Annotated in this window: 15 protein-coding genes and 2 pseudogenes; 10 read left to right on the forward strand and 7 right to left on the reverse strand. The window is 66.4% G+C overall.

Going from position 1 to position 22,761, the window contains the following annotated elements; genetic code table 11:
• Positions 1-278: 278 nt before the first annotated feature.
• The 4 genes from pilM to ilvC all read left to right on the forward strand — a co-directional run bounded on the left by pilM (position 279) and on the right by ilvC (position 5,988).
• Positions 279-1,682 carry a pilus assembly protein PilM gene (pilM, locus tag KA248_03415; GenBank protein ID MBP7828949.1) on the forward strand — a complete coding sequence of 468 codons (1,404 nt, stop codon included), beginning with the start codon at positions 279-281 and terminating at the stop codon, positions 1,680-1,682.
• Positions 1,679-2,245, forward strand: coding sequence for a type 4a pilus biogenesis protein PilO (gene pilO, locus KA248_03420; GenBank protein MBP7828950.1), 567 nt, complete (start codon positions 1,679-1,681; stop codon positions 2,243-2,245). The genes pilM and pilO overlap by 4 nt, the downstream gene beginning before the upstream one ends.
• Positions 2,246-2,260: 15 nt before the next feature.
• Entirely contained in the window at positions 2,261-4,798 is a 2,538-nt protein-coding gene (gene gspD / locus KA248_03425) for a type II secretion system secretin GspD (GenBank protein MBP7828951.1), read from the forward strand.
• A gap of 89 nt (positions 4,799-4,887) precedes the next feature.
• Positions 4,888-5,988, forward strand: coding sequence for a ketol-acid reductoisomerase (gene ilvC / locus KA248_03430; GenBank protein MBP7828952.1), 1,101 nt, complete (start codon positions 4,888-4,890; stop codon positions 5,986-5,988).
• A gap of 61 nt (positions 5,989-6,049) precedes the next feature.
• On the opposite strand, the gene KA248_03435 is transcribed toward ilvC, so the two are convergent.
• From KA248_03435 to KA248_03460, 6 genes and pseudogenes are all read right to left on the reverse strand, one after another.
• Positions 6,050-6,937, reverse strand: coding sequence for a ParA family protein (locus KA248_03435; GenBank protein MBP7828953.1), 888 nt, complete (start codon positions 6,935-6,937; stop codon positions 6,050-6,052).
• Between the two features lie 80 nt (positions 6,938-7,017).
• On the reverse strand, positions 7,018-7,899 hold the full coding sequence (locus KA248_03440; protein MBP7828954.1) for a thrombospondin type 3 repeat-containing protein: 882 nt from the start codon (positions 7,897-7,899) through the stop codon (positions 7,018-7,020).
• Between the two features lie 159 nt (positions 7,900-8,058).
• Positions 8,059-9,072, reverse strand: a pseudogene (locus KA248_03445) (thrombospondin type 3 repeat-containing protein).
• A gap of 714 nt (positions 9,073-9,786) precedes the next feature.
• Positions 9,787-11,124: pseudogene (locus KA248_03450) on the reverse strand (lamin tail domain-containing protein).
• Positions 11,125-11,314: 190 nt separating this feature from the next.
• Positions 11,315-12,409, reverse strand: coding sequence for a DNA recombination protein RmuC (locus KA248_03455; protein ID MBP7828955.1), 1,095 nt, complete (start codon positions 12,407-12,409; stop codon positions 11,315-11,317).
• 13 nt (positions 12,410-12,422) lie between these two features.
• Positions 12,423-13,265, reverse strand: a complete 843-nt coding sequence (locus tag KA248_03460) for a universal stress protein (GenBank protein MBP7828956.1) — start codon at positions 13,263-13,265, stop codon at positions 12,423-12,425.
• A gap of 186 nt (positions 13,266-13,451) precedes the next feature.
• On the opposite strand from KA248_03460, the gene KA248_03465 reads away from it, so the two are divergent.
• From KA248_03465 to pgsA, 3 genes are read left to right on the forward strand one after another with little or no spacing between them, the layout of a single operon-like run.
• A complete protein-coding gene (locus KA248_03465; GenBank protein MBP7828957.1) occupies positions 13,452-15,806 on the forward strand; it encodes a DNA translocase FtsK 4TM domain-containing protein in 2,355 nt (784 codons plus the stop codon).
• Between the two features lie 5 nt (positions 15,807-15,811).
• Positions 15,812-16,396, forward strand: coding sequence for a helix-turn-helix domain-containing protein (locus KA248_03470; protein ID MBP7828958.1), 585 nt, complete (start codon positions 15,812-15,814; stop codon positions 16,394-16,396).
• Positions 16,393-16,977 carry a CDP-diacylglycerol--glycerol-3-phosphate 3-phosphatidyltransferase gene (pgsA, locus tag KA248_03475; GenBank protein ID MBP7828959.1) on the forward strand — a complete coding sequence of 195 codons (585 nt, stop codon included), beginning with the start codon at positions 16,393-16,395 and terminating at the stop codon, positions 16,975-16,977. Before KA248_03470 ends, pgsA begins: the two co-directional genes overlap by 4 nt.
• A gap of 145 nt (positions 16,978-17,122) precedes the next feature.
• On the opposite strand, the gene KA248_03480 is transcribed toward pgsA, so the two are convergent.
• Positions 17,123-17,962 carry a hypothetical protein gene (locus KA248_03480; GenBank protein MBP7828960.1) on the reverse strand — a complete coding sequence of 280 codons (840 nt, stop codon included), beginning with the start codon at positions 17,960-17,962 and terminating at the stop codon, positions 17,123-17,125.
• 134 nt (positions 17,963-18,096) lie between these two features.
• On the opposite strand from KA248_03480, the gene KA248_03485 reads away from it, so the two are divergent.
• The 3 genes from KA248_03485 (at position 18,097) to KA248_03495 (ending at position 22,559) form a co-directional block, all read left to right on the forward strand.
• On the forward strand, positions 18,097-19,809 hold the full coding sequence (locus KA248_03485) for a type II/IV secretion system protein (GenBank protein MBP7828961.1): 1,713 nt from the start codon (positions 18,097-18,099) through the stop codon (positions 19,807-19,809).
• Between the two features lie 29 nt (positions 19,810-19,838).
• Positions 19,839-20,969 (forward strand): type II secretion system F family protein, encoded by a 1,131-nt coding sequence (locus tag KA248_03490; GenBank protein MBP7828962.1) that lies wholly within the window; start codon positions 19,839-19,841, stop codon positions 20,967-20,969.
• Positions 20,970-21,179: 210 nt separating this feature from the next.
• On the forward strand, positions 21,180-22,559 hold the full coding sequence (locus tag KA248_03495) for a sigma-54-dependent Fis family transcriptional regulator (GenBank protein ID MBP7828963.1): 1,380 nt from the start codon (positions 21,180-21,182) through the stop codon (positions 22,557-22,559).
• The last annotated feature ends 202 nt before the right edge of the window (positions 22,560-22,761 follow it).

Below are 22,761 nucleotides of genomic sequence, written 5' to 3' on the forward strand. Positions count from 1 at the left end.
ATCTGAGACACAGGATATGAAATTCATGCGCAATCTATTTGAATTCAACGTCCAACGCACAACGTCCAGCATTCAACTTCCAAGGATTGGAACCTCTCCTGTTGGACGTTGGAAGTTGGATGTTGGTTGTTGGACGTTGAGGTCTCATGGCTGTTTCCATCCGGCCCCTTTGGGCCGGCGGCCCGACTGAACACTGAACACCGAACCCTTGCCCCCTGTCAGACTTCTTGCTTTGAAACGGCGGCCAAAGGCTCTATTCTGCGCGCGGTAAACAACCCATGGGCATACCCTACATAACGGGCCTTGTGCTCCGGCCGGGCCGGGTCGAATGGACCGTGATCCGGGAGTCGCGCAAGGGCCTGGAGGTGGCCGAGCAGGGCCAGGCGGAATGGGAGGCGGCGGCCGAGGGGGATCCCTACGCTTCGCCGGAGGCCCTGGCGGCGCTGCGCAAGGCCGCCGGCCGCGTCCGCGGGGAGGTCTCGGTGGCCGCGGATTCCGGGAAGACCCTGATGCGGGTCGTGGACCTGCCCTCGACGGACCCGGCCGAACTGGCGGGGATGGCCGAGCTGCAGGTGGACAAGTTTTCGCCCTTCCCGGTCGAGCAGATGGCGATCGCCGTCGAGGCCCTCGCGACGACGGAGAAGGCCACCCGCACGCTGATCGCCACGACCCAGCGCGAGTTGGTCGAGCGGATCGGCGCCGCGCTGGGCAAGGCGGGGGTGCACGCCCACCGCGTGGATGTCGAGGTGCTGGGGTGGTGGCAGCTCCTGAAGCAGGCGGACGCGGTGCCGGCCAAGGGACGGAAGGCGTTTCTCCTGATGGAGCCCGCCGGCGCCGAGCTGGTGCTGGCGCGGGACGGGCAGCCGGTGCTCTTCCGGTCGCTGGGCGTGCCCGGCGAAAGCCCCGAGAGTTTCCTGGAGGAAGTGGTCGAGGAGACCGCGTACACGCTCACCGCCGCCGAATCGGAGCTCGGGGCCGGCGAGGCGGTGCCCCTGGAGATCCGTTACTCCAAGGCGCGGCCGGGCGGCGATCTGGCGGAACGGCTGAAGGCCGCCTGCGCGGTGATCCCGTCCGAGGCATCCCTCGAAGCCCTGCCGTCGTTGAGCGAGGGCGTGGCCCGCCGCGGGCTCGACGCGAACGCCCGCCGCTTCAGCCTGGCCCCCGAGGCGTGGGGCATGGAGGAGCAGAGCCGGAAGGTGCGGCGAAAGCTGCTGGCCTGGTCGGCGGGGTTCCTGCTGGTCTGGCTGGCGGTGGTGGGCGGGCTGCTGGTCGGCCTGAAGATCCGGCGCCACCGGCAGGCCGAGCTCAACGCGGAGGTCGCCGCCCTGGAAGGCCCGGCCACCGAGGCGCGGGCCATTCGCGAGCGCGTCGAGGCGTTCGAGCAGTACACGGATCGCACCTACTCGGCGCTGGAATGCCTGCGCGAGGTCAGCGCGCTGCTGCCCCAGGGCATCGACCTGACGAGCTTCGAGTACCGGAAGACCGAGGAGCTCGTGCTGAACGGCGAATCGGCCGCGGCCGATACCATCTACGATTTCGCGGATACCCTGCAGCAGGCGGAGCTGTTCACCAGCGCCAAGGTCTCCAATGTCCGCCCGTCGCCGGGGGGCCAGCAGAAATCGTCCTTCACCATCATGATCGGCCTGCCGGGCCGGCCCGTATCGGAGGAGGAGGGCCCATGAAGATCAACCGCCGGGAAGCCGTTCTGGCGTGGTGCACCCTGGTATTCGTGGTGCTCGGCGGGACCTGGTGGCTGGGCCAGCCGGCGCTGCAGGAATGGCGCGACTTCTCCCGGGATTCCGAGGCCCTGCAGCGGAGGAAGCGCATCGCCGCGCGCCTGATGGAGGAGCAGCCCCAGATCGAGGTGCGCCTGACCGAGCTGCGAAAGAAGCTCCCGCTCTATCCCGCCAACCGCGACGTAACGGCCGAGATGCTGCGGATTCTCGAGCGGACCGCCCGCGACACCTCGCTGGGCCTGACGCGCCGCGACCCGCAGGCCGAGAAAAGCACGGGTGAGCTCTTCGAACTGGCCATCGTGTGCCAGTGGGAGGCGGAACTGGAGGCGCTGGCCCGTTTTCTCTATGCTTTGCAGCAGCAGGATGCTATTTTGGACATCCGGAAATTAACCGTGAATCCCGTCCCGGGCCAGCCGGGCCGCCTCAAGGGCAGTTTCACGCTCGATTGCGCGTACAGCCGGGAAGCGGCGGCCGCGGAACCCGCCCAGCCGGCTCCGCCGGGGTCCTGACCGGGGGGCATGACCATGACACAAACAGGCCAAAAGAAATGGGCGAAGGCGCTGACCTGGTGGATGATTCTTTCCTTCGCGGCCGCCGCCCTCCCGGCGCGTGGCCAGCCGCCGCCCGGCTTTCCCCCGGCGCCGGAAAGTGGAGAGGAGGAGAAATCCGTCAAGGTGGGTGACGACAAGCTGCTTTCGTTGAGTTTCCGCGACGCGCCGATCGAGCAGGTGGTGATGTTCTACAGCGAGCTGGTGGGGCGCACCCTGCTCCGCGCCCAGGGCCTCCCCGGCGGCACGATCACCCTCAAGTCCCAGACCCGGCTCACCCAGCGCGAGGCCCTCGAGGCCATCGAGAGCGTGCTGGCCATGAACCAGGTGGGCCTCGTGCCCATGGGCGAGAAGTTCCTCAAGGTCGTGCCCATCGGCAACGTGCGCGGCGAGGGCATGAAGCTTTCCCTCGAGATGCCGGAGACCCCGTTCCCCGAGACCGACCAGCTCGTCAGCCAGGTCGTGCCCCTGAAGTACATCGAGCCGGCCGAGGCCAACACGGTCCTGACCGGTTTCCTGCACGCGTCGTTCGGCAAGGTGCAGGTTCTCGAGCGGACCAGCAGCCTGCTGATCACCGATACCGCCGCCAACATGCAGCGCATCCTGGAAATCCTCGCGTACGTGGACCAGCCCACGGAGGCGCGGGTGGAAACCCGGATCTACGAGATCAAGCACACCGAGGCCGCCAAGCTCGCCTCCCGCCTGAACGAACTGATCGCCGATACCCAGGCCAAGGAGGAGAAACCCCGCGTGGCCGCGCCGGTGACGTCCTCCATTCCCACGCCGCCGGGCGTTATCCGCGCCCGCCAGGCCGGCGCGGCCCCGGACCAGGCCGCGCAGGACCTCGAGGCCGCGCTCGCCGAGCGCGGCATTGTCCAGGGCAAGGTCAAGATCGTCGCCGACGACCGCACCAACATCCTGATCGTGCTTTCGCGGCCCTCCAACTTCACCTTCTTCGACAAGATCATCACCGTGCTGGACCGGGAGGTGGACCCCGAGGTCGTCGTCAAGGTCCTGCCGCTCGAGTTCGCCAAGGCGAAGGACATCGCCGGCATCCTCAACGAGTTCATCGGTGCCGCGACGTCCGAGTCCAAGGACGCCCCGGCCGGGACGGGCCAGGCCCCCGCGGAAGGCGCGACGCCGGAGGCGGCGCGCAGCCAGGCCTTGCAGGAGTTCGTGGCGCAGCGGGCCGAGGCGCGCATGCGCCAGATCGCGTCGGGCGAAAAGACCCGCATCGGCGAGCTCTCGCCCAACACGAAGATCCTGGCCGACGAGCGCACCAACGCCCTGCTGCTCATGGGCACGGTGAACGACATCAACGCATTGATGGACATCATCGGCCAGCTCGACACCATGCTGGCCCAGGTCCTGATCGAGGCCGTGATCCTCGAGGTCAGCCTCACCAAGAGCCTGGACTACGGCGTCGACTGGCTCCAGCGGTCCATGGCCGTCTACTCCGACGACAAGGTTGGCGCCGACGGCGGCGTCACGGTCAGCCAGCCGCTTTATTCCTTCGGCGGCGGCCAGCGCTTGAGCGACGGTACCGTCTTCCGGGACGGCAGCCAGATCACCCGGACCGACAGCGGGATCGGGGCGGGCGGGCTGACCTACTACTCCACGCTGGTCAACCTGAACATCGATGCCGTCATCCGCATGGCCGCCGGGTCGTCCGACGCCCGCATCCTGTCCACCCCCGTCATCCTGACCACGGACAACACCGAGGCCACCATCGTGGTCGGCGAGGAGCGGCCGGTCGTGACCTCCACCAGCACCTCCAGCGGCGGGCAGCAGACCTCCAGCTACGAGTACCGCAACATCGGCATCGACCTCGCCGTCACGCCCCGGATCAACCCGGCCCGGTTTGTCACCATGGAGATCAAGCAGTCGGCCGACAACGTCGGCGGGTTCGAGACCATCGACGGCAACCGCGTGCCGGTGATCACGAAGCGCGAAATGGCCGCCCAGGTGGCCGTGGGGGACCGCTCGACCATCGTGCTGGGCGGGCTGGTCAGCACCGACCGCCGGGCCACGCGGGTCAAGGTGCCCATCCTCGGCGACATCCCGATCATCGGCACGCTCTTCCGGAACGACACCCGGGACGACAACCGCACCGAACTGCTCGTGCTCATGACGCCGTACGTCCTGATGACCCAGGAGGAGGCGCGGAAGGAAACCGCGCGCCTGCACCGGGCCACGCGCTACTCCCAAACCCGGTGGCAGCGCGGCTGGTCGGACAGCGAGCTCGCCGGCCCGTCGAAGACGCGGGAACTGAAGATGGCGCCCTCGCTGCTGGACGATCCCGGGCAGAAGAAAAAGCGGAAGATCAAGGAAGCCAAAACGATTTCCCTGACGCCGGCCGAGACCAATGCGCCCACGCAGTCCCGCTTCCTCGTCACCGTCCCGGAGGATATCTCGTCCTCCCTCTTCAGCGAGCCCGCGGACGGCGGGGCGGAAGAGGGCGCCGCGCCCGAGGGCGGCGGCGAGGACGATCCGAACGCGCCCGTGCCGCCGTGAGCCGTCCGGCGGTCCGGCTTTGATCCTTGACGCGTGCGCACCCCGGCCGTAGTGTTTCCCGCTTCGCGTAATGGAAAGGAGCAACGGTTATGGCAGTCATTGATTTCGGCGGCGTGAAGGAAAAGGTCATCACCCGCAAGGAGTTCCCGCTTTCGAAGGCCCGGAAGGTCCTGAAGGGAGAGGTCATCGCGATCATCGGCTACGGCGTGCAGGGCCCCGCCCAGTCGCTGAACCTCAAGGACAACGGCTTCAAGGTCATCATCGGCCAGGCCCCGGAGTTCAAACGCGACTGGGACCGCGCGGTGGCCGACGGCTGGGTGCCCGGCAAGACGCTCTTCGACATCGAGACGGCCGTGAAGAAGGCCACGGTCATCCAGTTGCTCGTCTCCGACGCCGCGCAGCGCGCCGTCTGGCCGGTGATCAAGAAGAACCTGAAGAAGGGCGACGCGCTCTACTTCTCGCACGGCTTCTCGATCACCTACAAGGACAAGTCCGGCGTGGTGCCGCCGAAGTGGGTCGACGTGATCATGGTCGCCCCGAAAGGGTCCGGCACCTCCGTGCGCCGTAACTTCCTCTCGGGCGCGGGCATCAACTCGAGCTACGCGGTCTACCAGGACGCCACGGGCCGCGCGAAGCAGCGCTGCCTCGCGCTCGGCATCGGGATCGGATCGGGTTATCTGTTCCCGACCACGTTCCCGCACGAGACCAACAGCGACCTGACCGGCGAGCGCGGCGTGCTGATGGGCTGCCTGGCGGGCGTGATGGAGGCCCAGTACGACACGCTCCGCAAGAACGGCCACTCGCCGAGCGAGGCGTTCAACGAGACCGTGGAGGAATTGACGCAGAGCCTGATCCGCCTCGTGGACGAACGCGGCATGGACTGGATGTACTCGAACTGCTCGGCCACGGCCCAGCGCGGCGCGTTGGACTGGAAGCCGAAGTTCAAGGCGGCGGTCCTGCCGGTGTTCCGCAAGCTGTACCAGCGCGTCTGCAGCGGCCAGGAGGCCGAGCGCGTCATCCAGGTCTGCGGGAAGAAGAACTACCAGCAGCGGCTGGCGAAGGAACTGGGCGCCATCCGGGATTCCGAGATGTGGCGCGCTGGCGCCGCCGTGCGCGCGCTGCGCCCGAAGGATACCGGCCGCGAGATCAAGAGCGGCACCAAGGGCGTCGGCGGCCGGGCCGCGAACTGAAGAAGACCTGAAACAAAAAGGCCGCGTCCATCCGGGCGCGGCCTTTTCTCTTCGAAGGTCCCTATGGCGCTGGCGTCGAGGGCGATGCCGCGCTACTCTGTTCCGTGGCCGGAGGAGGCGGCAGCGTTTCAGGCTGGGCCGGGGTCTCCTCCCCCTCGTCCTTTTCCTTGCCCGCCATGCGCCGGCGCTTGAGAAACTCCCTCGCCAACTGCCGGTAAGCCGCCGAACCGGTGCAGTGCCGGTCGTAAAGAATGATGGGTTTCCCGAAGCTCGGCGCCTCGCTCAAGCGCACGCTGCGCGGGATCAGGGTCTCGAACACCCGGTCGCCGAAGTGGTTCAGCACTTCCTGCACGACCTGCTGCGAGAGGTTCGTGCGGATATCGTACATCGTCAGCACGATGCCCTCGATGTGCAGCCCCGGGTTCGCGCCGCTGTCGCTGATGCGCTGGATCAGCTTCGCGATGACGCTCAAGCCCTCGAGGGCGTAGTACTCGCACTGGATCGGGATCAGCAGCGATTCCGAACCCGCCAGCGCGTTCATCGTCAGGATGCCGAGCGACGGCGGGCAGTCGACGAGGATGTAGTCGTAGCGGTCCGACGCGGCCACGGGGGCGACGGCCTCCTTGAACCGGTGCAGGTAGCGGTCCGCGCGGGCGATGTCCACCTCGGCGCCCGCCAGGTCGAGTTCGGAGGGCACCACGTCCAGCCGGTCCATCACGGTCTTCTGGATGAGCGGGTCGAGCGGGATCTCGCCCAGCAGGGCGCGGTAGATGCTCGCGCCCTCTTTTTTTTCTAGGCCCAGGCCGCTCGTCGCGTTGGCCTGCGGATCGAGATCGATCAGCAGGATTCGCTTGCGCCGCTCGGCGAGACAGGCGGCCAGGTTGACCGCCGTCGTGGTCTTGCCGACGCCGCCCTTCTGGTTCGCCACCGCGATGATGGGAATGGCCATGATCGGGCCGAGAATACGGGGGAAGAGGGCCCGGCTCAAGCTGAAGTTGCGCCGCGGGAGGCGGGCCGCCCCCGGCCCGCTTACGGGGAGAGCACCCGGACCCGGTACAGGCGCGAGGTGATGCTCGGCGTGGCGAAGTTGGTGTCCACGTACGTAGTCGTGCCGGAACTGCCCCAAAACGCGCCGCCGAGGTAGAGCCAGCCGTTCGTAAAGGGCGGCGCGGCGCTGCGATAGAGAACCTGGTAGCGGCGGTTGGTGCTGGACAGGAACCGGATCTGCGCCCAGCGGCTGGTCGGAATCGCGGCCGCCTGGGTCACGCGCAGGAGGCTGTTGGCGAGGTTGGGGTCGGTATCCGCCATGTACTCCTCGTAATTCGACAACCCGTCGCCCTCGATGTCGATGTTGCGGTCCGCGTCGTTCGTGGGATTGAGGCCGTTGGTCTGCTCCCACGTATTCGGCATGCCGTCGCCATCCCGGTCGCTGTCGCAGGCGTCGCCGACGCCATCACCGTCCAAGTCGGCCTGGTCCAGGTTGGCGACGTTGATGCAGTTGTCCTCGATGTCGCGGAGGCCGTCGGAATCCGCGTCGTGGTTGGTGTTGCACAGCGTGCAACGCAGGACGACGTCGTCCACCTCCCAGAACAGTTCGTTCCGGGCGTTGTAATAGCGGAACCGGATGCCCACGTTGGTCAGGCCGGCGAGCGGGGTGGTGAGGTTGATGGTCTCGGTGGCCGGGCCCCGGTAGTCGGCCCGCGACTTCCGCCAGACGTTCGACCATGGGCCGGAGAACCCGCTTCGGCAGATATCCACGTCGCAGGTTTCGGACCGGTTGCCGGAGTACCAGTCGAAATCGGTCTTGAACTCGAGTTCCACCGAGCTCACGGCGCCCAGGTTCAGCACGGGTGGGCGCATTTCCACGTCCATCGTCACGCGGGAGTAGAACCGGCTGTCGGCGATGGCCATGCCGTTGGAGCCGCCGGTGCCGTTGACCACGTCGCGCGGATTGTCGAACCGCCACGCGGCGGTGCCGCTGTTGGTGGCCAGGGTCCAGCCCGCGGGCAGCGTTTCGGAGGAGAACGACTCGTCCAGCAGGTTGGTGGTCACGATCGCCCCGGTACACTCATCGCATGCGTCGCCCGTGCCGTCCCCGTCCCGGTCAAGCTGGTTGGCATTGGCGATGCCCGGGCAGTTGTCCACGCTGTCCTCGACGCCGTCGAGGTCCGCGTCCACGGCGCAGGCGTCGCCGATGCCGTCCCCGTTGGAGTCCTGCTGCCCGGGATTGGAGGTGGTCGGGCAGTTGTCGCTGTCGTTCGGGATGCCATCGTTGTCGCTGTCGTCGTCGCAGGCGTCGCCCTGTGAGTCCCCGTCGGCATTTTCCTGCAGCGGGTTGTATGCGGAGGAGCAGTTGTCGAGCGAGTTCGACACCCCGTCGCCGTCCAGGTCGAGGTCGCACGCATCGCCCTGCCCGTCGCCGTCCAGGTCGGCCTGGTCCGGGTTGTAGGTGGCCGGGCAGTTGTCCTCGTCGTCGTAGATCCCGTCGTTGTCGTCGTCGTAATCGCAGGCATCGCCGTCGCCGTCGCCGTCACTGTCCACCTGGTCGGCATTGGCGAGATACGGGCAATTGTCGCTGGCGTTCAGCACGCCGTCGTCGTCGATGTCCGGATCGCAGGCGTCGCCGAGCCCGTCGCCGTCCGCGTCGCTCTGGATGGGGTTCCAGTTGGTGGGGCAGTTGTCGTCCGGGTCGAAGAAACTGTCGCTGTCGGTGTCTTTCTCGCCGGTGACCAGGCTGCCGGAGATCTGCCCGCTGTTGATCGCGCCCGGGGTGGCCGTGGCCAGGATCCAGTTCGTGGTCGTGCCGATGATATCGTTGGGCGCCTGGAGCGTGGTGTCTGTCGAGGAATCGGCGCGCAGAACGTGAAGGTAGGTGTTCTCGAGCGACGAGATGTTGGTGAACACGGTGCCGGGGTCGTCGTAGGCCAGGTCGCCCGCGCCGCCCCAAGCGATGGCGTCGAGGATATTGGTCACCGAGTCGTAGAGGACCAGGCCGTCGCCGGGCCCGTTTTGAAGGCTATCCGGCAGCAAGAGGTCGGTATTGGCCACGTTGTTGCTGTTCTGGCTAATCACCACGAAGCCCATGGCCTGTCCGTTGGTGTTGACCACGCCGTCGTCCGGCACGGTGATGGAAGGCAGGTCATACCGCCACAAACCGCCCTCTTCGTTCGTGGCCCCGTTGAAATGGCGGATGAAATAGCCCTGGAGATTCACCCCGGCCGGCGCGATGAGTTCAACAAACTCGTTGGTGTCCGTGCTGTTGCCGTCCGCTTGAACCTCGTTGAAGAACGGGCGGGATGCCGCCTCGTAGGTGGCCGGGAAAGCGTAACTGTTGGTCACGGTGAAGCCCGGGCTGACGGCGTTGGTGCCCTGGAACGCATACCGGACATAATAATCGAAGCTGTCGCCGGCGTCGGGCGACATGGAGAGGGTGCCGGTGGACCACTGGTTGCTCGCGCCCTCCGTCATGGCGTTGCTCACCCAGGCGCCGCTCGCGATCCGGTAGAACGCCGCGGCGGCCAGGTTGGAGGCGGGGAGGTTGTCCTGGAGCGCGACCACGATCGCCACGGCCGTGGTGTGGAAGGGCGCGGAGGGCGACAGGCGCAGGGAGGAACTGACCACGCCGGCCTGGTCGCAGGCCGCGTGGACCCGGGGCGTGGCCAAGGCCCCCGCCACGAGGGTCCACTCGTTGGTGTCGAATTCCGACAGGGGATCGCAGACCCCGGCCTTGCGGTACACCGCGTTGCTGCGGTAGGCCCAGGCCATGCTGTAGTCGTTGGTGCTCGCCGGCTCGCCGGAGACGCCGTAGATGTCCATGATCGAGCCGGCCGAGTTTTTCAGCGCCACCACGTCGTTGCCGTTCAGGAACAACAGGTTGGTGTGCGCCCGTTCCGCGCCCAGGCCGTACGCGTTGAAGAAATCGGAGGTCCGGGCCGTGACGATGTAGGTCTGGCCCGCGGCGATCGAGTTGCTCAACGGCACGTTCAGCGTCGTGGAGCCGTCCCGGTAGATGACCAGCGTGTAGTTGGTCAGCGAATAACCGGCCGTGCCGGAGTTGTACAACTCGACGTAGTTCGCGCCGGCGTTGGTCGGATGGTCCACCACCTCGCTGATCAGCGCGACCGGGTTCAGGCAGGGGAGCGAGTCCATCAAATGAATGTCGGAGAAAATCAGGAAGTGATCGGACGAGTTGGTGCTGGTCGAGGCGGCGAGGGGCGCGCCGTACTTCGTCAACCCGCCGCTGCCGTCGTCCTGGGCGGAGTTGTAGATCTCGCCGACAGGGGCCCCGTACGGGCTGTCCATGATCTGGCCGCTGAAATAGAAGTAGTCGTAGCGCGGCCCGGTCATGTACGTGTTCATGTTCGTGCTGTCTTCCTGGAAGATGTTGAACTGCTCCAGGCCGATCTCGGCGGGCTTGTCGGTCGGGTGAAGCCGGTACTTGACCGCGTAGACAATGTCCGTTCCCACGGCGAAATCGGCCGGGTAATCCCCGGCCGGTTGCGAGGCAAAACTATCCACCTGACTGTCGGTCACGTCCTCGTTGAAGTCCCCCGTGATCACGTACTCCGTGTCCAGCGGGTAGGTCTCGGCCCAGCCGGCGATGTTGGTCACCGTGCGCATGAGCTCCAGGGCCCGCCGGAACTGATCGGCGCTGGTGTCGGCGGCCTTGTTGTGCACGCAGTAATAATGGAAGGGGTTCAACGCGCCGGGCACCTGGATCACCGCGTGCAGCGGCCAGCGGGTCATCTCCTTGGCGCCGTCCGGCTCCTTGATTTCGTACGTGGCCGTGATGGGGTAGCGGCTGTAGAACCCGTTGCGGTGCGCGCCGGCGTACGTGCCGCCCGTGCCGTAGGCGTAATAGGGATAGTCCAGCTCCGCGGCGAGCGTTACCCAGTAATCGTAGTCGCCGTCGTTCAATTCCTGGAAGGCGATGATGTCGGGATTGATCCGCTGCAGGATGCCCTTGGCCGCGTTGTAATTGGTGGAGCCGACCGCCCCGACGCCGAACAGCGTGTTCCACGAGGCGATGCGGACCTTCACGGCCTCCGCCGGAAGCGCCAGGCCCACCGCCATCAAGCCATAAACACAGACACGAGCCGCCTTCCTGCACCACCATGCCCTGCCCGTCATCAACATGACCTCCCAGCCCTTATGCAAAGTGCCTTTTAATGCTAATCCAGATTTAATCAGCAGGAAATGCGCCAGTGTTCATTTCCACGCGCGCCCACCCTCCTATTTGTCCGCGCTGCAGGTCAAAACGCCTTTAAAAACTGGAAAAACGGCAAAAAGGCTCTCTCAAAAAATAAAAAATGCAAACAGGATTTTCCTACGGTTGGAGCGGGACGGATGGCGGCGAGGCGGGGGCTTCGAGCCCCTTGGAGGTGCCTTCCAACTGCTCCATGTGCCCCTCGATTTTTGTCAGCCGCTTTTCGGCTTCGTCGTATTTCTTCTTCGAGTTGTCGAGGTGCTGGCCGATCAGCCGGAAGGCCTCGTCGAACCTCTCCAGGTCGCGCCGCAGCCCGACGAGCTTGTCGAGCAGCTCCCGCGCGCTCTCCTCGATCCGCAGCCCCTTGAGCCCGAGCAGGATGGTCTGGAGGTAGGCGTAGAAGCTGTTCGGCGAAACGGGGATCACCCGCTTCTTGAGGGCGTACTGGAACAGGGCCGACTCGCCCTCGGCGCTGTCGTCCTTGATGATGGTCTCGTAGTAGACGTTCTCCGCCGGGATGTACATCAGCGCGAAGTCGAACGTGCCCTCGTCGGTCCGGATGTACTTTTCCGCGATCGCGTCGATGTGCTTCTTGACGTCGCGCGCGAAGAGCTTGCGCGCCGCGGCGCGCGCCTCGTCGCCGGCGGCCGCGACGAGCTGCCGGAAGTTGTCGAGGGGAAACTTGGCGTCCACGGGCACCATCCCGCTCCGGAGCACGATCACCGCGTCCACGGCCTGGCCGTTGCGGAACGCGTGCTGCATCCGGTAGTGCTCCGGCGGCAGGATCTGGCCGAGCAGGTCGTCCAGGAACAGCTCGCCGATGTTGCCCCGTAGCTTCGGCGCGCGCAGGATTTCCTGCAGGCCCGCGATGTCGCGCCCGACGTCGAAGATGCGCTTCGAGGCCTCGTCGAGCTGGCCCAGTTTCACGCTGACGCCCTGGATGACGCGCGCGGCGCCGTCGAGCCGCTCGTCCATCCCCTTGCGCGTGGCGTCCAGGGCCTGGCCGATCTGGCCCGAGAAGCCCCGCAGGGCGGCCTGCAGCGCCTCGGCCTGCTGGGCGGTCTGCTGGGCCACGGCGTGGACCTGGTTCTGGAGCAGGGTCAGGGCCGTATCGTTCCGCGCGCGCTCCAGGGCCTGGCGGATCGCCCGGGAGAGCCACCAGGCCGCGCCGACGAGCACGAACGCCAGCAGGAGCGCGGGGAGGAGATAGGGCATCGCCGCTCCGGGTTCAGCGCACGAGCATCACGGGCAGGCGCGACAGGGTGACCAGCGTGGTCGTGGTGCTGCCGAGGATCATCTCGCGCACGCGGCTGTGCCCGTAGGCGCCGACGACGATCAGGTCGCACTGCTCCTGCTGCGCGCATTCGAGGATGGTCGCGGCCGAGCGGCCGTGGCCGATCTGCGCCCGCGCGCGGGCCCCGTGCGCCCCGACCAGCGCCATGGCGTCCTTCGAGACCGCCGCCGCCTTCTCCTTGTCGCCGGATTCGGCGACCGTGAGCACGACGATCTCCAGGTCGAGCGCGACGGCCAGCTCGGCGGCCTCGCGGAGGGCCTGGCTGGCGTGGAGGCTGCCGTCGTAGGCGGCGAGGATCCGCGTGAACGGCTTGAAGCGGTCGGGGACGACGAGGCACGGCTTGATGGAATGGCGGATCACCCGCTCGACGGTGGATCCCATCAGGTCGCCCATCCAGTCCGCGTGCTCCCCGCGCTGGCCCATGACCACCAGTTCCGCGCGGGTTTCCTCCTCGAGGATGACGCGCGCCGGGTGGCCCATCTTGAGCCAGCTCTCCGCCTGGAGGCCGGCCTTTGTGCAGCGGTCGTCGAAGGCCCGCACGACGGCCTGGCCCTTCTGCTCCATGAGGGTGCGGAACTGCTGCAACTGCGCCCCGTAAGGTTGGGCTCCGACCCAGCCCGAAAGGTCGGCCATCAGCGGGCCCTCCAGCATGCGCGAGTCGAGGACGTGCAGGCCCAGCAGCCGCGCCTGCAGCTTGGAGGTGAGATGAAGAGCCAGGTCGCAGGCCGCGTCGCTGTGCGGGGACCCGTCCAGGCACACCAGGATGCTCTTGATCATGGCTTTCTCCTTTGTATGGGTAACGCTTCCTCTATCCCATCCTGCCCGATCCCCGGCCTCGTGTCGAGCGAAGAGGGCCGATCATATTTCATAAAAGGTGATCGTTTTTTTAACCGGGCGGCGCGGCGCCCGCCCGGCGAAGGCGATTCTTGCTACCGGCCGCCGGGGATTGATAGGATGCCCGGTATGGCGGCCTTGAAAGATTTCCGGCGTACCGGCTGGCGGGATGCGGCGGGGATTCTCCTGCTGGCCCTGGCGGTGCTCCTGGTGTTGAGCCTGGGATCCTACCGGGCGGAGGATATCTCCGTCATCCAGGAACCCCCGAACGACCCGACCATGAACTTCGTCGGGCCGGTCGGGGCGTGGCTCGCGTTCCTGCTGTTCATGGGCCTCGGCCTGGGGGCCTGGCTGGCGCCGCTCGTCCTGGCCGGGGCGGGCCTGTACCTGCTGTTCCAGCGCGAAGGCCGGTTCTGGCCCAAGGCCGTGTGGATGCTGGGCGGCCTGCTGGCCGCCGCCACCCTGCTCGATCTGCACGCGGGAGGCGCCCGGGAGTGGCTCCACCGCGTCAATGCCGCGAGTCCCGGCGGCCTGCTGGGCTGCGGGCTCGGTGAGGGATTCCTGGTGCGTCTGCTGGGCCGCCCCGGCACCACGGTGGTCGCCGCGGCCGTACTCCTGGCCGCCGTGATCTTCGTGGCCGAGACCCATCCGCTGCATGTGCTGCGCAAGCTGGGCTCTTGGTTCGGCGTCCTGGCCGCCGCGCTGACCGCCCGGATGGCCCGGCGCCGGGAGGGGCGCGAGGCCGCCGCCGCGGAGCAGAAGGAAATCGACCGCCGCCGCCAGCGTCTCGAGGAGGCCATGCGGGAGGCGGCCGCGCGGCGCACGGAATCCGCGCGTCCCGCCGCGCCCGCCAGGACTCCCCCGGCGGAGCCGCCCCCGCCGCCGCGCAAGCCGGAGCGCGAGCCGCCCGCCGAGCCGCCGCGCCCACCCCGTCCGCCGCGTCCGCCCAAGCCCGCGCCGCCTCCGGCGCCCGCCCCGCTGGCGCCGGTCGGCAACCTGCCGCTGCCCGGCCTCGACCTGCTCGATCCCATCCCGCCGGATTCCGAGCGCGAGATCAAGGGCGACTACCGCGCGGGCGCCGAGATCCTCAAGGAAACCATGTCGGAATTCGGCGTGGAGGTGGACGTCACCCACGTGGAGAGCGGGCCGGTGGTGACGCGCTATGAATTGCTGCCGGCGCCCGGCGTGCGGGTCGAGCGTATCGTCGCCTTGAGCAACAACATCGCCCTGGCCATGAAGGCCGAGAGCGTGCGCGTCCAGGCCCCGATCCCCGGCAAGGGCGTGGTCGGCATCGAGGTGCCCAATTCCAAGACCACGATGGTCTGCCTCCGCGAGATCCTCGAAAGCCCCGCCTGGAAAAACTCCCCGGCCGCGCTGCCGCTCGCGCTCGGCAAGGACGTCGGCGGGCGCGATCTCGTGGCCGACCTGGGCGAGATGCCGCACATGCTGATCGCCGGCGCGACCGGCTCCGGCAAGACCGTCTGCATGAACTCCATCCTCGCGGGCCTGCTGATGACCCGCACGCCGGACCAGATGCGCCTGATGCTGATCGACCCGAAGATCGTCGAATTCTCCGTCTACAACCACCTGCCGCACCTCGTCGTGCCCGTGATCACGGATTCCAAGAAGGTCGGCATCGGGCTGCGCTGGGCGATCAACGAGATGGAGAAGCGCTACAAGCTTTTCGCCAAGGTCGGCGTCCGCAACATCCAGTCCTTCAACCGGCGGCCGCTGATGAAGCAGGCGGAACTGTTCCCGGAGGGCGGGGCCGAGGCGCCGCCGCCCGAGGAGCAGATCCCCGACCGCCTGCCGTACATCGTGATCATCGTGGACGAACTGGCCGACCTGATGCTCGTGGCCCAGGCGGAGATCGAGCTGTCCATCACCCGGCTGGCCCAGCTCTCCCGCGCCGTGGGCATCCACATGATCCTCGCGACGCAGCGCCCGTCCGTGAACGTGATCACCGGGACGATCAAGGCCAACTTCCCGGCGCGCATCAGCTTCCAGGTGGCCCAGAAGGTGGACAGCCGCACCATCCTCGACGCCAACGGCGCGGACAAGCTGCTCGGCAAGGGCGACATGCTCTTCCTGCCGCCCGGCACCAGCAAGCTCGTTCGGGCCCAGGGCACCCTGACCACCGACGCCGAGATCCGGCGGCTGACGGAATACTGGAAGAAGCAGGGCGCCCCCAGCTACGAGGCCGCCGTCAAGGACAAGATCGAGGGCAAGACCGCCGACCTGCCGGAGATGGAAGAGGACGACGAACTGCTCGACCAGGCCATCGAGGTCATCCGCCAGACGCGCCGCGCGTCCACCTCCTCGCTGCAGCGGCGCCTGCGCATCGGGTACACGCGCGCGGCCCGCTTGATCGACCTGCTCGAGGAGCGCGGCGTGGTCGGCCCGCCCTCCGGCTCCGACCCGCGGGAGATCCTGATCGACCTGGACGGCGAAATCCCGCAGAATGAGCCCGACGAAGAGAGCTGACGCCCATGCTGGACATCGGACAGACCCTGCGCGAGGCCCGGGAGAGGAAGAAAGTGACGTGCTCCCAGGCCGCGTCCGCGACGCGGATGAAGGTCCAGCACGTTGAGGCCCTCGAGCGCAATGACTTCAAGCCCATGGCCGCGCCGACGTACGCCAAGGGGTTCATCCGCCTGTACGCGGGCTACCTGGGCCTGGACCCCGGGCCCCTGATCCGGGCCTACACGGAGCAGCATGCGGCCAAGGAGCCGCCCTCGCTCGTGGCGGAGGACCGCAACTATTCGCGCCCTTCGCTGGCGGACCTCGCGAGCCGCCAGGCGCGGCGCCTCTGGGCCGCGTGCCGCCCGAAGCTGGTGGCGTGGAAGAGACCGCTGTGGATCGCCGGCCTGCTCGTTCTCGTGTTCATCGCGTGGCGGCTGTGGCGGGGCCGGGAGAAGGCGATGCCCGCGCCGCCCGAGGCGGTCGAGACCCGGGCCGCGGAGCCCGCGAGCCCGCGCCCGCCCCTGCCGCTGCTCCGGGAACCCCCGGACGCCTACCTGGATGACGTGAAACCCGCGGCGGAGCGGACGCCGCCTCCCGGACCGGCCCGATGAATCTGCCGAACATGCTGACCTTGAGCCGCCTCCTGCTGGCCGCCGTGATGATGGCCTTTCTGTCGCTGGAGTTTCCCTTCGCGCGGACCGCGGCGCTGCTCGTCTTCAGTGCCGCGGCGATCACGGACTATTTCGACGGCTACCTGGCCCGGCGCCACTACGGCATCACGGCGTTCGGGCAGCTGATGGACCCGCTCACGGACAAGGTGCTGGTCTGCGCCGCGTTTGTCAGCTTCGTCGGGATGCAACTGGTGCCCGCGTGGATCGCGGTGGTGATCATCGGCCGCGAATTCCTGGTCACGGGGCTTCGCCTGCTGGCCGCGCATCGCGGCCACGTGGTCTCCGCGGGGCGGTGGGGCAAGCACAAGACCGTTTGGCAGATCACGGCCATCGTGCTGGTGCTGATGGGCCTGGCGCTGCGCCACGATTTCCTGGGCCGGGCCTCGCCCGCGGCGCTGGAGTCCTTCGACCTGTGGTTCGGCCGCCTGACCTACGCGATCTCGCTGGCCGTCGCGGGAATCACGCTGGTCTCCGGCGGGCTGTATTTCCGGGAGCACCGGGACGTGATCGACGCCCGCTAATACCAGGTACGGGTGAGAGGCGGTACGAACGGCGTCGCAGAGCTCCGCCCTCCAGTGGCAGGAATCATGGAGGGGCGAGCTCCTGCGAGCCCGAAATCTACCCGCCTCACCCGGATTTGGTATAACTCGTGGCGGCCTCGCGCCGTCAGGCCGGATTCTCCGCCGCCTCCGCCTCGATCTGCTTGCGGATCCGGTCCAGGCAGGCGTCGTAGGCCAGCGCGGTCGTGAGGAAGAAATGGCAGGAGCGCCCGGTGAGGCGCCGGACCTCGTCGCGCAGCTCGGTGTCGTAGGGGTTGAGCAGGGCCACCAGCGCGTCGGAATTCATCAGCTCGAACACCACCGCGGCGCGGCGCGCCATGAAATCCGCGGGCAGCAGGCTGTAGGCCTCCTTCGGCAGGTCGAACTGCCCGAGCGGGATGATCGGCAGCCCGCTGTTGATGGACATGAACTGCAGGATCTTGTCGATCTGCTTGAACCCCCGGTCGTAGAGGACGTGCTGGACCGTGACGGGCACGACCACCGTGCGCATGGAATTCTCGCTTAAGTCGTGCGCGATGGAGGCGTAGTCCTCCTGGGAGAGCTCCCCGGCCTGCGCCAGGTTCCAGGCCAGCGCGAGCTCGGGGGCGATATCCACGCCGCGGCGGCGGACGGGTTCGGCGGCGGCGGCCGCGGGCTCCACGGGCGAGGTCAGGCGGGTGAGCCGCTCCGCCAGGGCCGCCGCGGGGGGCTGGCCCGCGCCCAGCTCGTGGAGCTTCTCGATGATCCGGGGCGCGGCCTCGGCGTCCGATTCGTCCGCCACGACGCGCGCCAGGCGGACCAGGTACTCGAGGGCCTTGGGGCGGTCGCCGATCTCCTCGTAGGCGTCGAACAGGGTCTCGAGCGCCAGCCGGTCGTCCGGCAGGGCTTCGAGGATCTGCTCGAAGGCGGCGATGGCCTCCCGTACGTGGGGGGCATCTCCCGAGGCGTCCTGTGGGTTCTTGTCCATCCGGCTTTCCTGTTGGGCCTTTGTCCTATATAATACACAAGATGCCATTTGTCATCCAGCGCCTGCGGCCGGGCGGGCCGGCGGCGGTTGGCATTGCAGTTGCTTGAAGGACAGGGAACGGGAAGGAAAGCGCCATGGAAGCGGGTTCGTTGGGCGAACGGGTACTGGATATTCTGTTGCAGCGCCGGGACATTCCCGAGGAACCGCTGCGCGAAGTGCGGCAGGAGGCCAGCACCTCCGGCCGGCGGCTGGAGAAGCTGCTGGTCGAGAAAAACCTGGTCTCCGCCCTCGACATGACCCTTGCCCTGGCCGAGCATCTGAAAATTCCGCCGATCACGCTGACCCATTTCACGCCCAATCCCGACCTGCTCCAGATCCTGCCGATGGAACTGCTGGCGGCGCACGCCATGCTCCCGCTGGACCGCACGGGCTCCATGCTCACGCTGGCCGTGGCCGATCCCTTCGACGTGGTCGGCCTCGAGGAGGTCCATACCCATACCCACCTGGAGATCGTGCCCGTCGTGGCCGCCGAGAAGGAGGTCACCGACCTGCTCCAGCGGTTCACGAAGGCGCCGGGCCAGGGGCTCGAGGAAATCATCCGGGACGTGAGTGAAGGCGAGGTCGAGGTCGGCCGCGAGGAGAAGGAGGAGATCAGCCTCGAGGAGATGCTGGAGAGCGCCGGCGACGCGCCGGTCATCCGGATCGTCAACTCGATCATGATCGAGGCGATCCGCAAGCACGCCAGCGATATCCACGTGGAGCCGATGGAAAAAAGCATCCGGCTGCGCTACCGCATCGACGGCTCCCTGTACGAAACGCCGAGCCCGCCGAAGTCGCTGCAGTCCGCGATCATCTCGCGCGTGAAGATCATGGCCAACCTCAACATCGCCGAGCGCCGCATCCCGCAGGACGGCCGCTTCCGCATTCGCGCTGTCGGCAAGGAGGCCGACGTGCGCGTCAGCATCCTGCCCACCGTGCACGGCGAGAAGATCGTCATGCGCATCCTCGACCGCGCCGCGCTGGCGCCCAACCTGGCGTCGTTGGGGCTGGACAAGAAGGCCTACGAGGATCTGCGGTATTCCATCGGCCAGCCGCACGGCATGATCCTGGTCACCGGGCCGACGGGCAGCGGCAAGACCACCACCCTCTATTCCGCCCTGCAGGAGCTGAACACCCTCGACGTCAATATCATCACGATCGAGGACCCGGTGGAGTACCAGTTGCAGGGCATCAACCAGATCCAGGCCCACCCGGAGGTCGGCCTGACCTTCGCCACCGGCCTGCGCTCCATCCTGCGGCAGGACCCCGACATCGTGATGGTCGGCGAAATACGCGACCAGGAAACGGCCGCCATCGCCGTCCAGGCCGCCCTGACCGGCCACCTGCTGTTGAGCACCCTGCACACGAACGACGCCGCCGGCGCCGTGGCCCGGCTCCTCTACATGGGCATCGAGGCGTTCCTGCTGGCCTCGTCGCTGATCATGACCCAGGCGCAGCGGCTGTACCGCAAGCTCTGCCCGGCCTGCAAGAAGGAGCGCCGGATGCCCCTCGAAATTCTGCGGCTGAACCATATCGACCCGGAACGGTTCGCCGACGTCAAGATGTACGAGGCCGTCGGCTGCCCGAAATGCTTCAACACGGGCTACCGGGGCCGGGCGGCGCTGATGGAGGTTCTGCTCCTGGATGACCCGGTGCGCGCCCTGATCCTCGAGGAAGCCAGCGCGGGCGCGATCCGGGAGCAGGCCGTCAAGGGTGGCATGCTCACCCTCCGCGAGGCGGGATTGCAGCGCGTCCGCGAGGGGATCACCAGCATCGAGGAAGCGCTGCTCGTCACCAGCGGAGACTAGGGAAGGCGACGGCGCGAGGAGAAATCACGATGGCCATCAGCACAACGCCGGGAAGCCGGTCCCGTTCCGCCGCGACCGCCGCCTCGGCCCCGATCCGGAAGCGCCGGATCCCCGGCGCGCAGAAGATCAAGGCCAAGGAACTGCCGGCCTTCACCCGCCAGATGGGCGCCATGCTGTCGGCCGGTCTGCCGGTGGTCCAGACCCTGGAGGCGCTGGAGGAGCAGAACACCAACAAGGTCTTCAAGCACGTCATCAGCGGCGTCAAGTCGCGCATCGAGGGCGGGGCGTCTTTTTCCGAGGCGCTGGCCCAGTACCCGGACATCTTCGACGAGCTCTACATCAGCATGCTGCGGGCCGGGGAGAGCGGGGGCATGCTGGCGGAAACCACCGCCCGCATCGCGACCTTTCTCGAGGGCTGGGTGCGGCTGAAGCGCAAGGTCAAGTCGGCCATGATGTACCCCGTCATCGTGATGGTGGTCGCCCTGCTTATCACGTCGTCCCTGATCATCTGGATCGTGCCCATCTTCGCGAGCATCTATGCCGACTTCGGGGCGGATCTTCCCGGCCCCACCCAGTGGCTCATGAACGTCAGCACCGCCATGCGCAAGAACGCGGTTTTTGTCGTGGCGGGGATCGTCGTGACGGCGATCGCCCTGGGCCAGTTCAAGAAAACCGAGAAGGGGGCGTTCATGTGGGACGGGATCAAGCTCCGGCTCCCGGTTGTCGGCGAACTGGTGCGCAAGATATCCCTCGCCCGATTCTCCTCCACCTTCGCCCAACTGACGCGCAGCGGGGTGCCGATCCTGCAAACCATGGAGATCGTCGCCTACGCGACGGGGAACAAGGTGCTGGGCAAGATCGTCCTTGACGCGCGGACCAACGTCGAGCGGGGCGAGCCCCTCTCCGCGGCCCTCAACAAGAGCAGGGCCTATCCCCGCCTGCTGATCCACATGCTCACGGCGGGCGAAAAAACAGGCCGCGTGGACGAGATGCTCGCCAAGATCGCCGACTTCTATAACGACGAAGTGGAGACCACGCTCGCGGGCCTGACCTCCCTCATTGAGCCCCTGCTGATCGTGTTCCTGGGCGTGATCATCGGCGGCGTCGTGGTCTGCATGTTCATGCCCATCTTCAAGATGCATGAGATCGTAGGCTTCTGAAGCCCGCTCTGAATCCGGCGGCAGGGCAGAATCGAGATGCGTTGCGTGATCCACGCGCATGCTCCAACACCCCTTTGGATAATCGCCGCCGGACCACTCCCTTTGCATGAAAAATGCATCCATTTTTTACAAAATGAGAACATTTTTCTTAACATTGAGTGGATAAACCTGTACTCTTACCCCGGTGGTCGGGTTGTCTTGGAGATTATTATGGCGCGAATACTCTTGGTGGATGACGAGGCCAGTATCCTTAGCGTGTTAAGCACCTTGCTCAAGGCCGAGGGGCACGAGGTGCTGCCGGTCATGGGCGGCGAGAAGGCGCAGGACCTCATCCGCAACGAGCAGTTCGACCTCATGATCTCGGACATCCGGATGAGCCCCGTAGACGGCATGCAGCTTCTCCAGCAGATCCGCAAGGAAAAGCCCCAGACGGCGGTAATCATGATCACGGCGTACGGGTCAGTGGAGACTGCCGTCGAAAGCATGAAGCAGGGCGCCTTTGACTACGTGACCAAACCCTTCAAGGTGGACGAGCTCCTGCTGACCGTCCAGCGGGCGCTGGAGTACGGGGCGGCGATGGCGGAGAACGTTGAACTCAAGGCCCAGATCGAATCGCGTTACCATTTCGAGAACATCATTGCCGAGAGCGCGGCCATGCGCCGGGTCTGCGAAATGATCGAGCGGGTGGCCCCGACGGATACCACCGTGCTGATCCTGGGGGAGAGCGGGACGGGCAAGGAACTGGTGGCCAAGGCCATTCATGCCCACAGCCGCCGGAAGAACAAGCGGTTCCTGCCCATCAACTGCGCGGCCATGCCCGAGCCGCTCCTGGAGTCAGAGATGTTCGGGCACGTCAAGGGCGCCTTCACGGGAGCCACCGTCAACAAGGATGGCTTGTTCGAGGCCGCCAACGGCGGGACGATCTTCCTGGACGAGATCGGGGCCATGCCGCCCAGCATCCAGGGCAAGCTCCTGCGAGTGCTCCAGGACAAGCAGATTCGGCGGGTGGGGGGGACCGACTCGGTGGCCGTGGATGTCCGTGTCCTGGCCGCCACAAACGACCGGCTGGAAAATCTGATCGAGCAGGGCAAGTTCCGGGAAGACCTGTATTATCGTTTGAGCGTTATCCCTATAGAAATCAAGCCGCTGCGGGAGCGTATCGAGGATGTCCTTCCCTTGTGCTATCACTTTCTCCGCCAGGAGGCGGGCCCCAACCGCGAGCCTTTGCCCGTGGATCCGGATGCCCAGTTGGTCATGGAGCAGTACTCCTGGCCGGGTAACGTGCGGGAACTGGAAAACGCCGTCCGCCACGCCATGACCTTCGCACAGGAAAAGGGGCGTATCACGAGGGATGTCCTGCCCGCGAAGATTGTCGCGGCAGTCGACAGCGGAGCCACGACCGCGGCGGCGATAGGAATCCGCGCCGAGCAGTTCAAGGGTAAATCACTGAAGAGCTTCCTTCGCAGCAAGGAAAAAGAGTACCTTGAGCAGGTGCTAAAGAACGTTGATGGTGATAAAGCCAAGGCCGCCAAGGCGTTAAAGATAAGCCTTGCCACTCTCTACCGGAAGCTTCCGGAGCCCAGAGAATAAGGCTTGTTGCAAACGTTTTATAACAAGTAACTTGTCCCTCGCTATACCGCTTTCGATTATTTTCAAAGTTGTTATGTCATCTTTTATAATTTGATTACACATTGTCGATTGTTAAAATATTGTGTATTATATTGTCTATTAAATAGTTGCGAAGATGTTATCCGTCGCCGAAGCATTTTTTTATTCCAATGTGCGCATCGGT

It is taken from the genome of Kiritimatiellia bacterium, assembly GCA_018001225.1.
Taxonomy (GTDB): Bacteria; Verrucomicrobiota; Kiritimatiellia; order CAIQIC01; family JAGNIJ01; genus JAGNIJ01.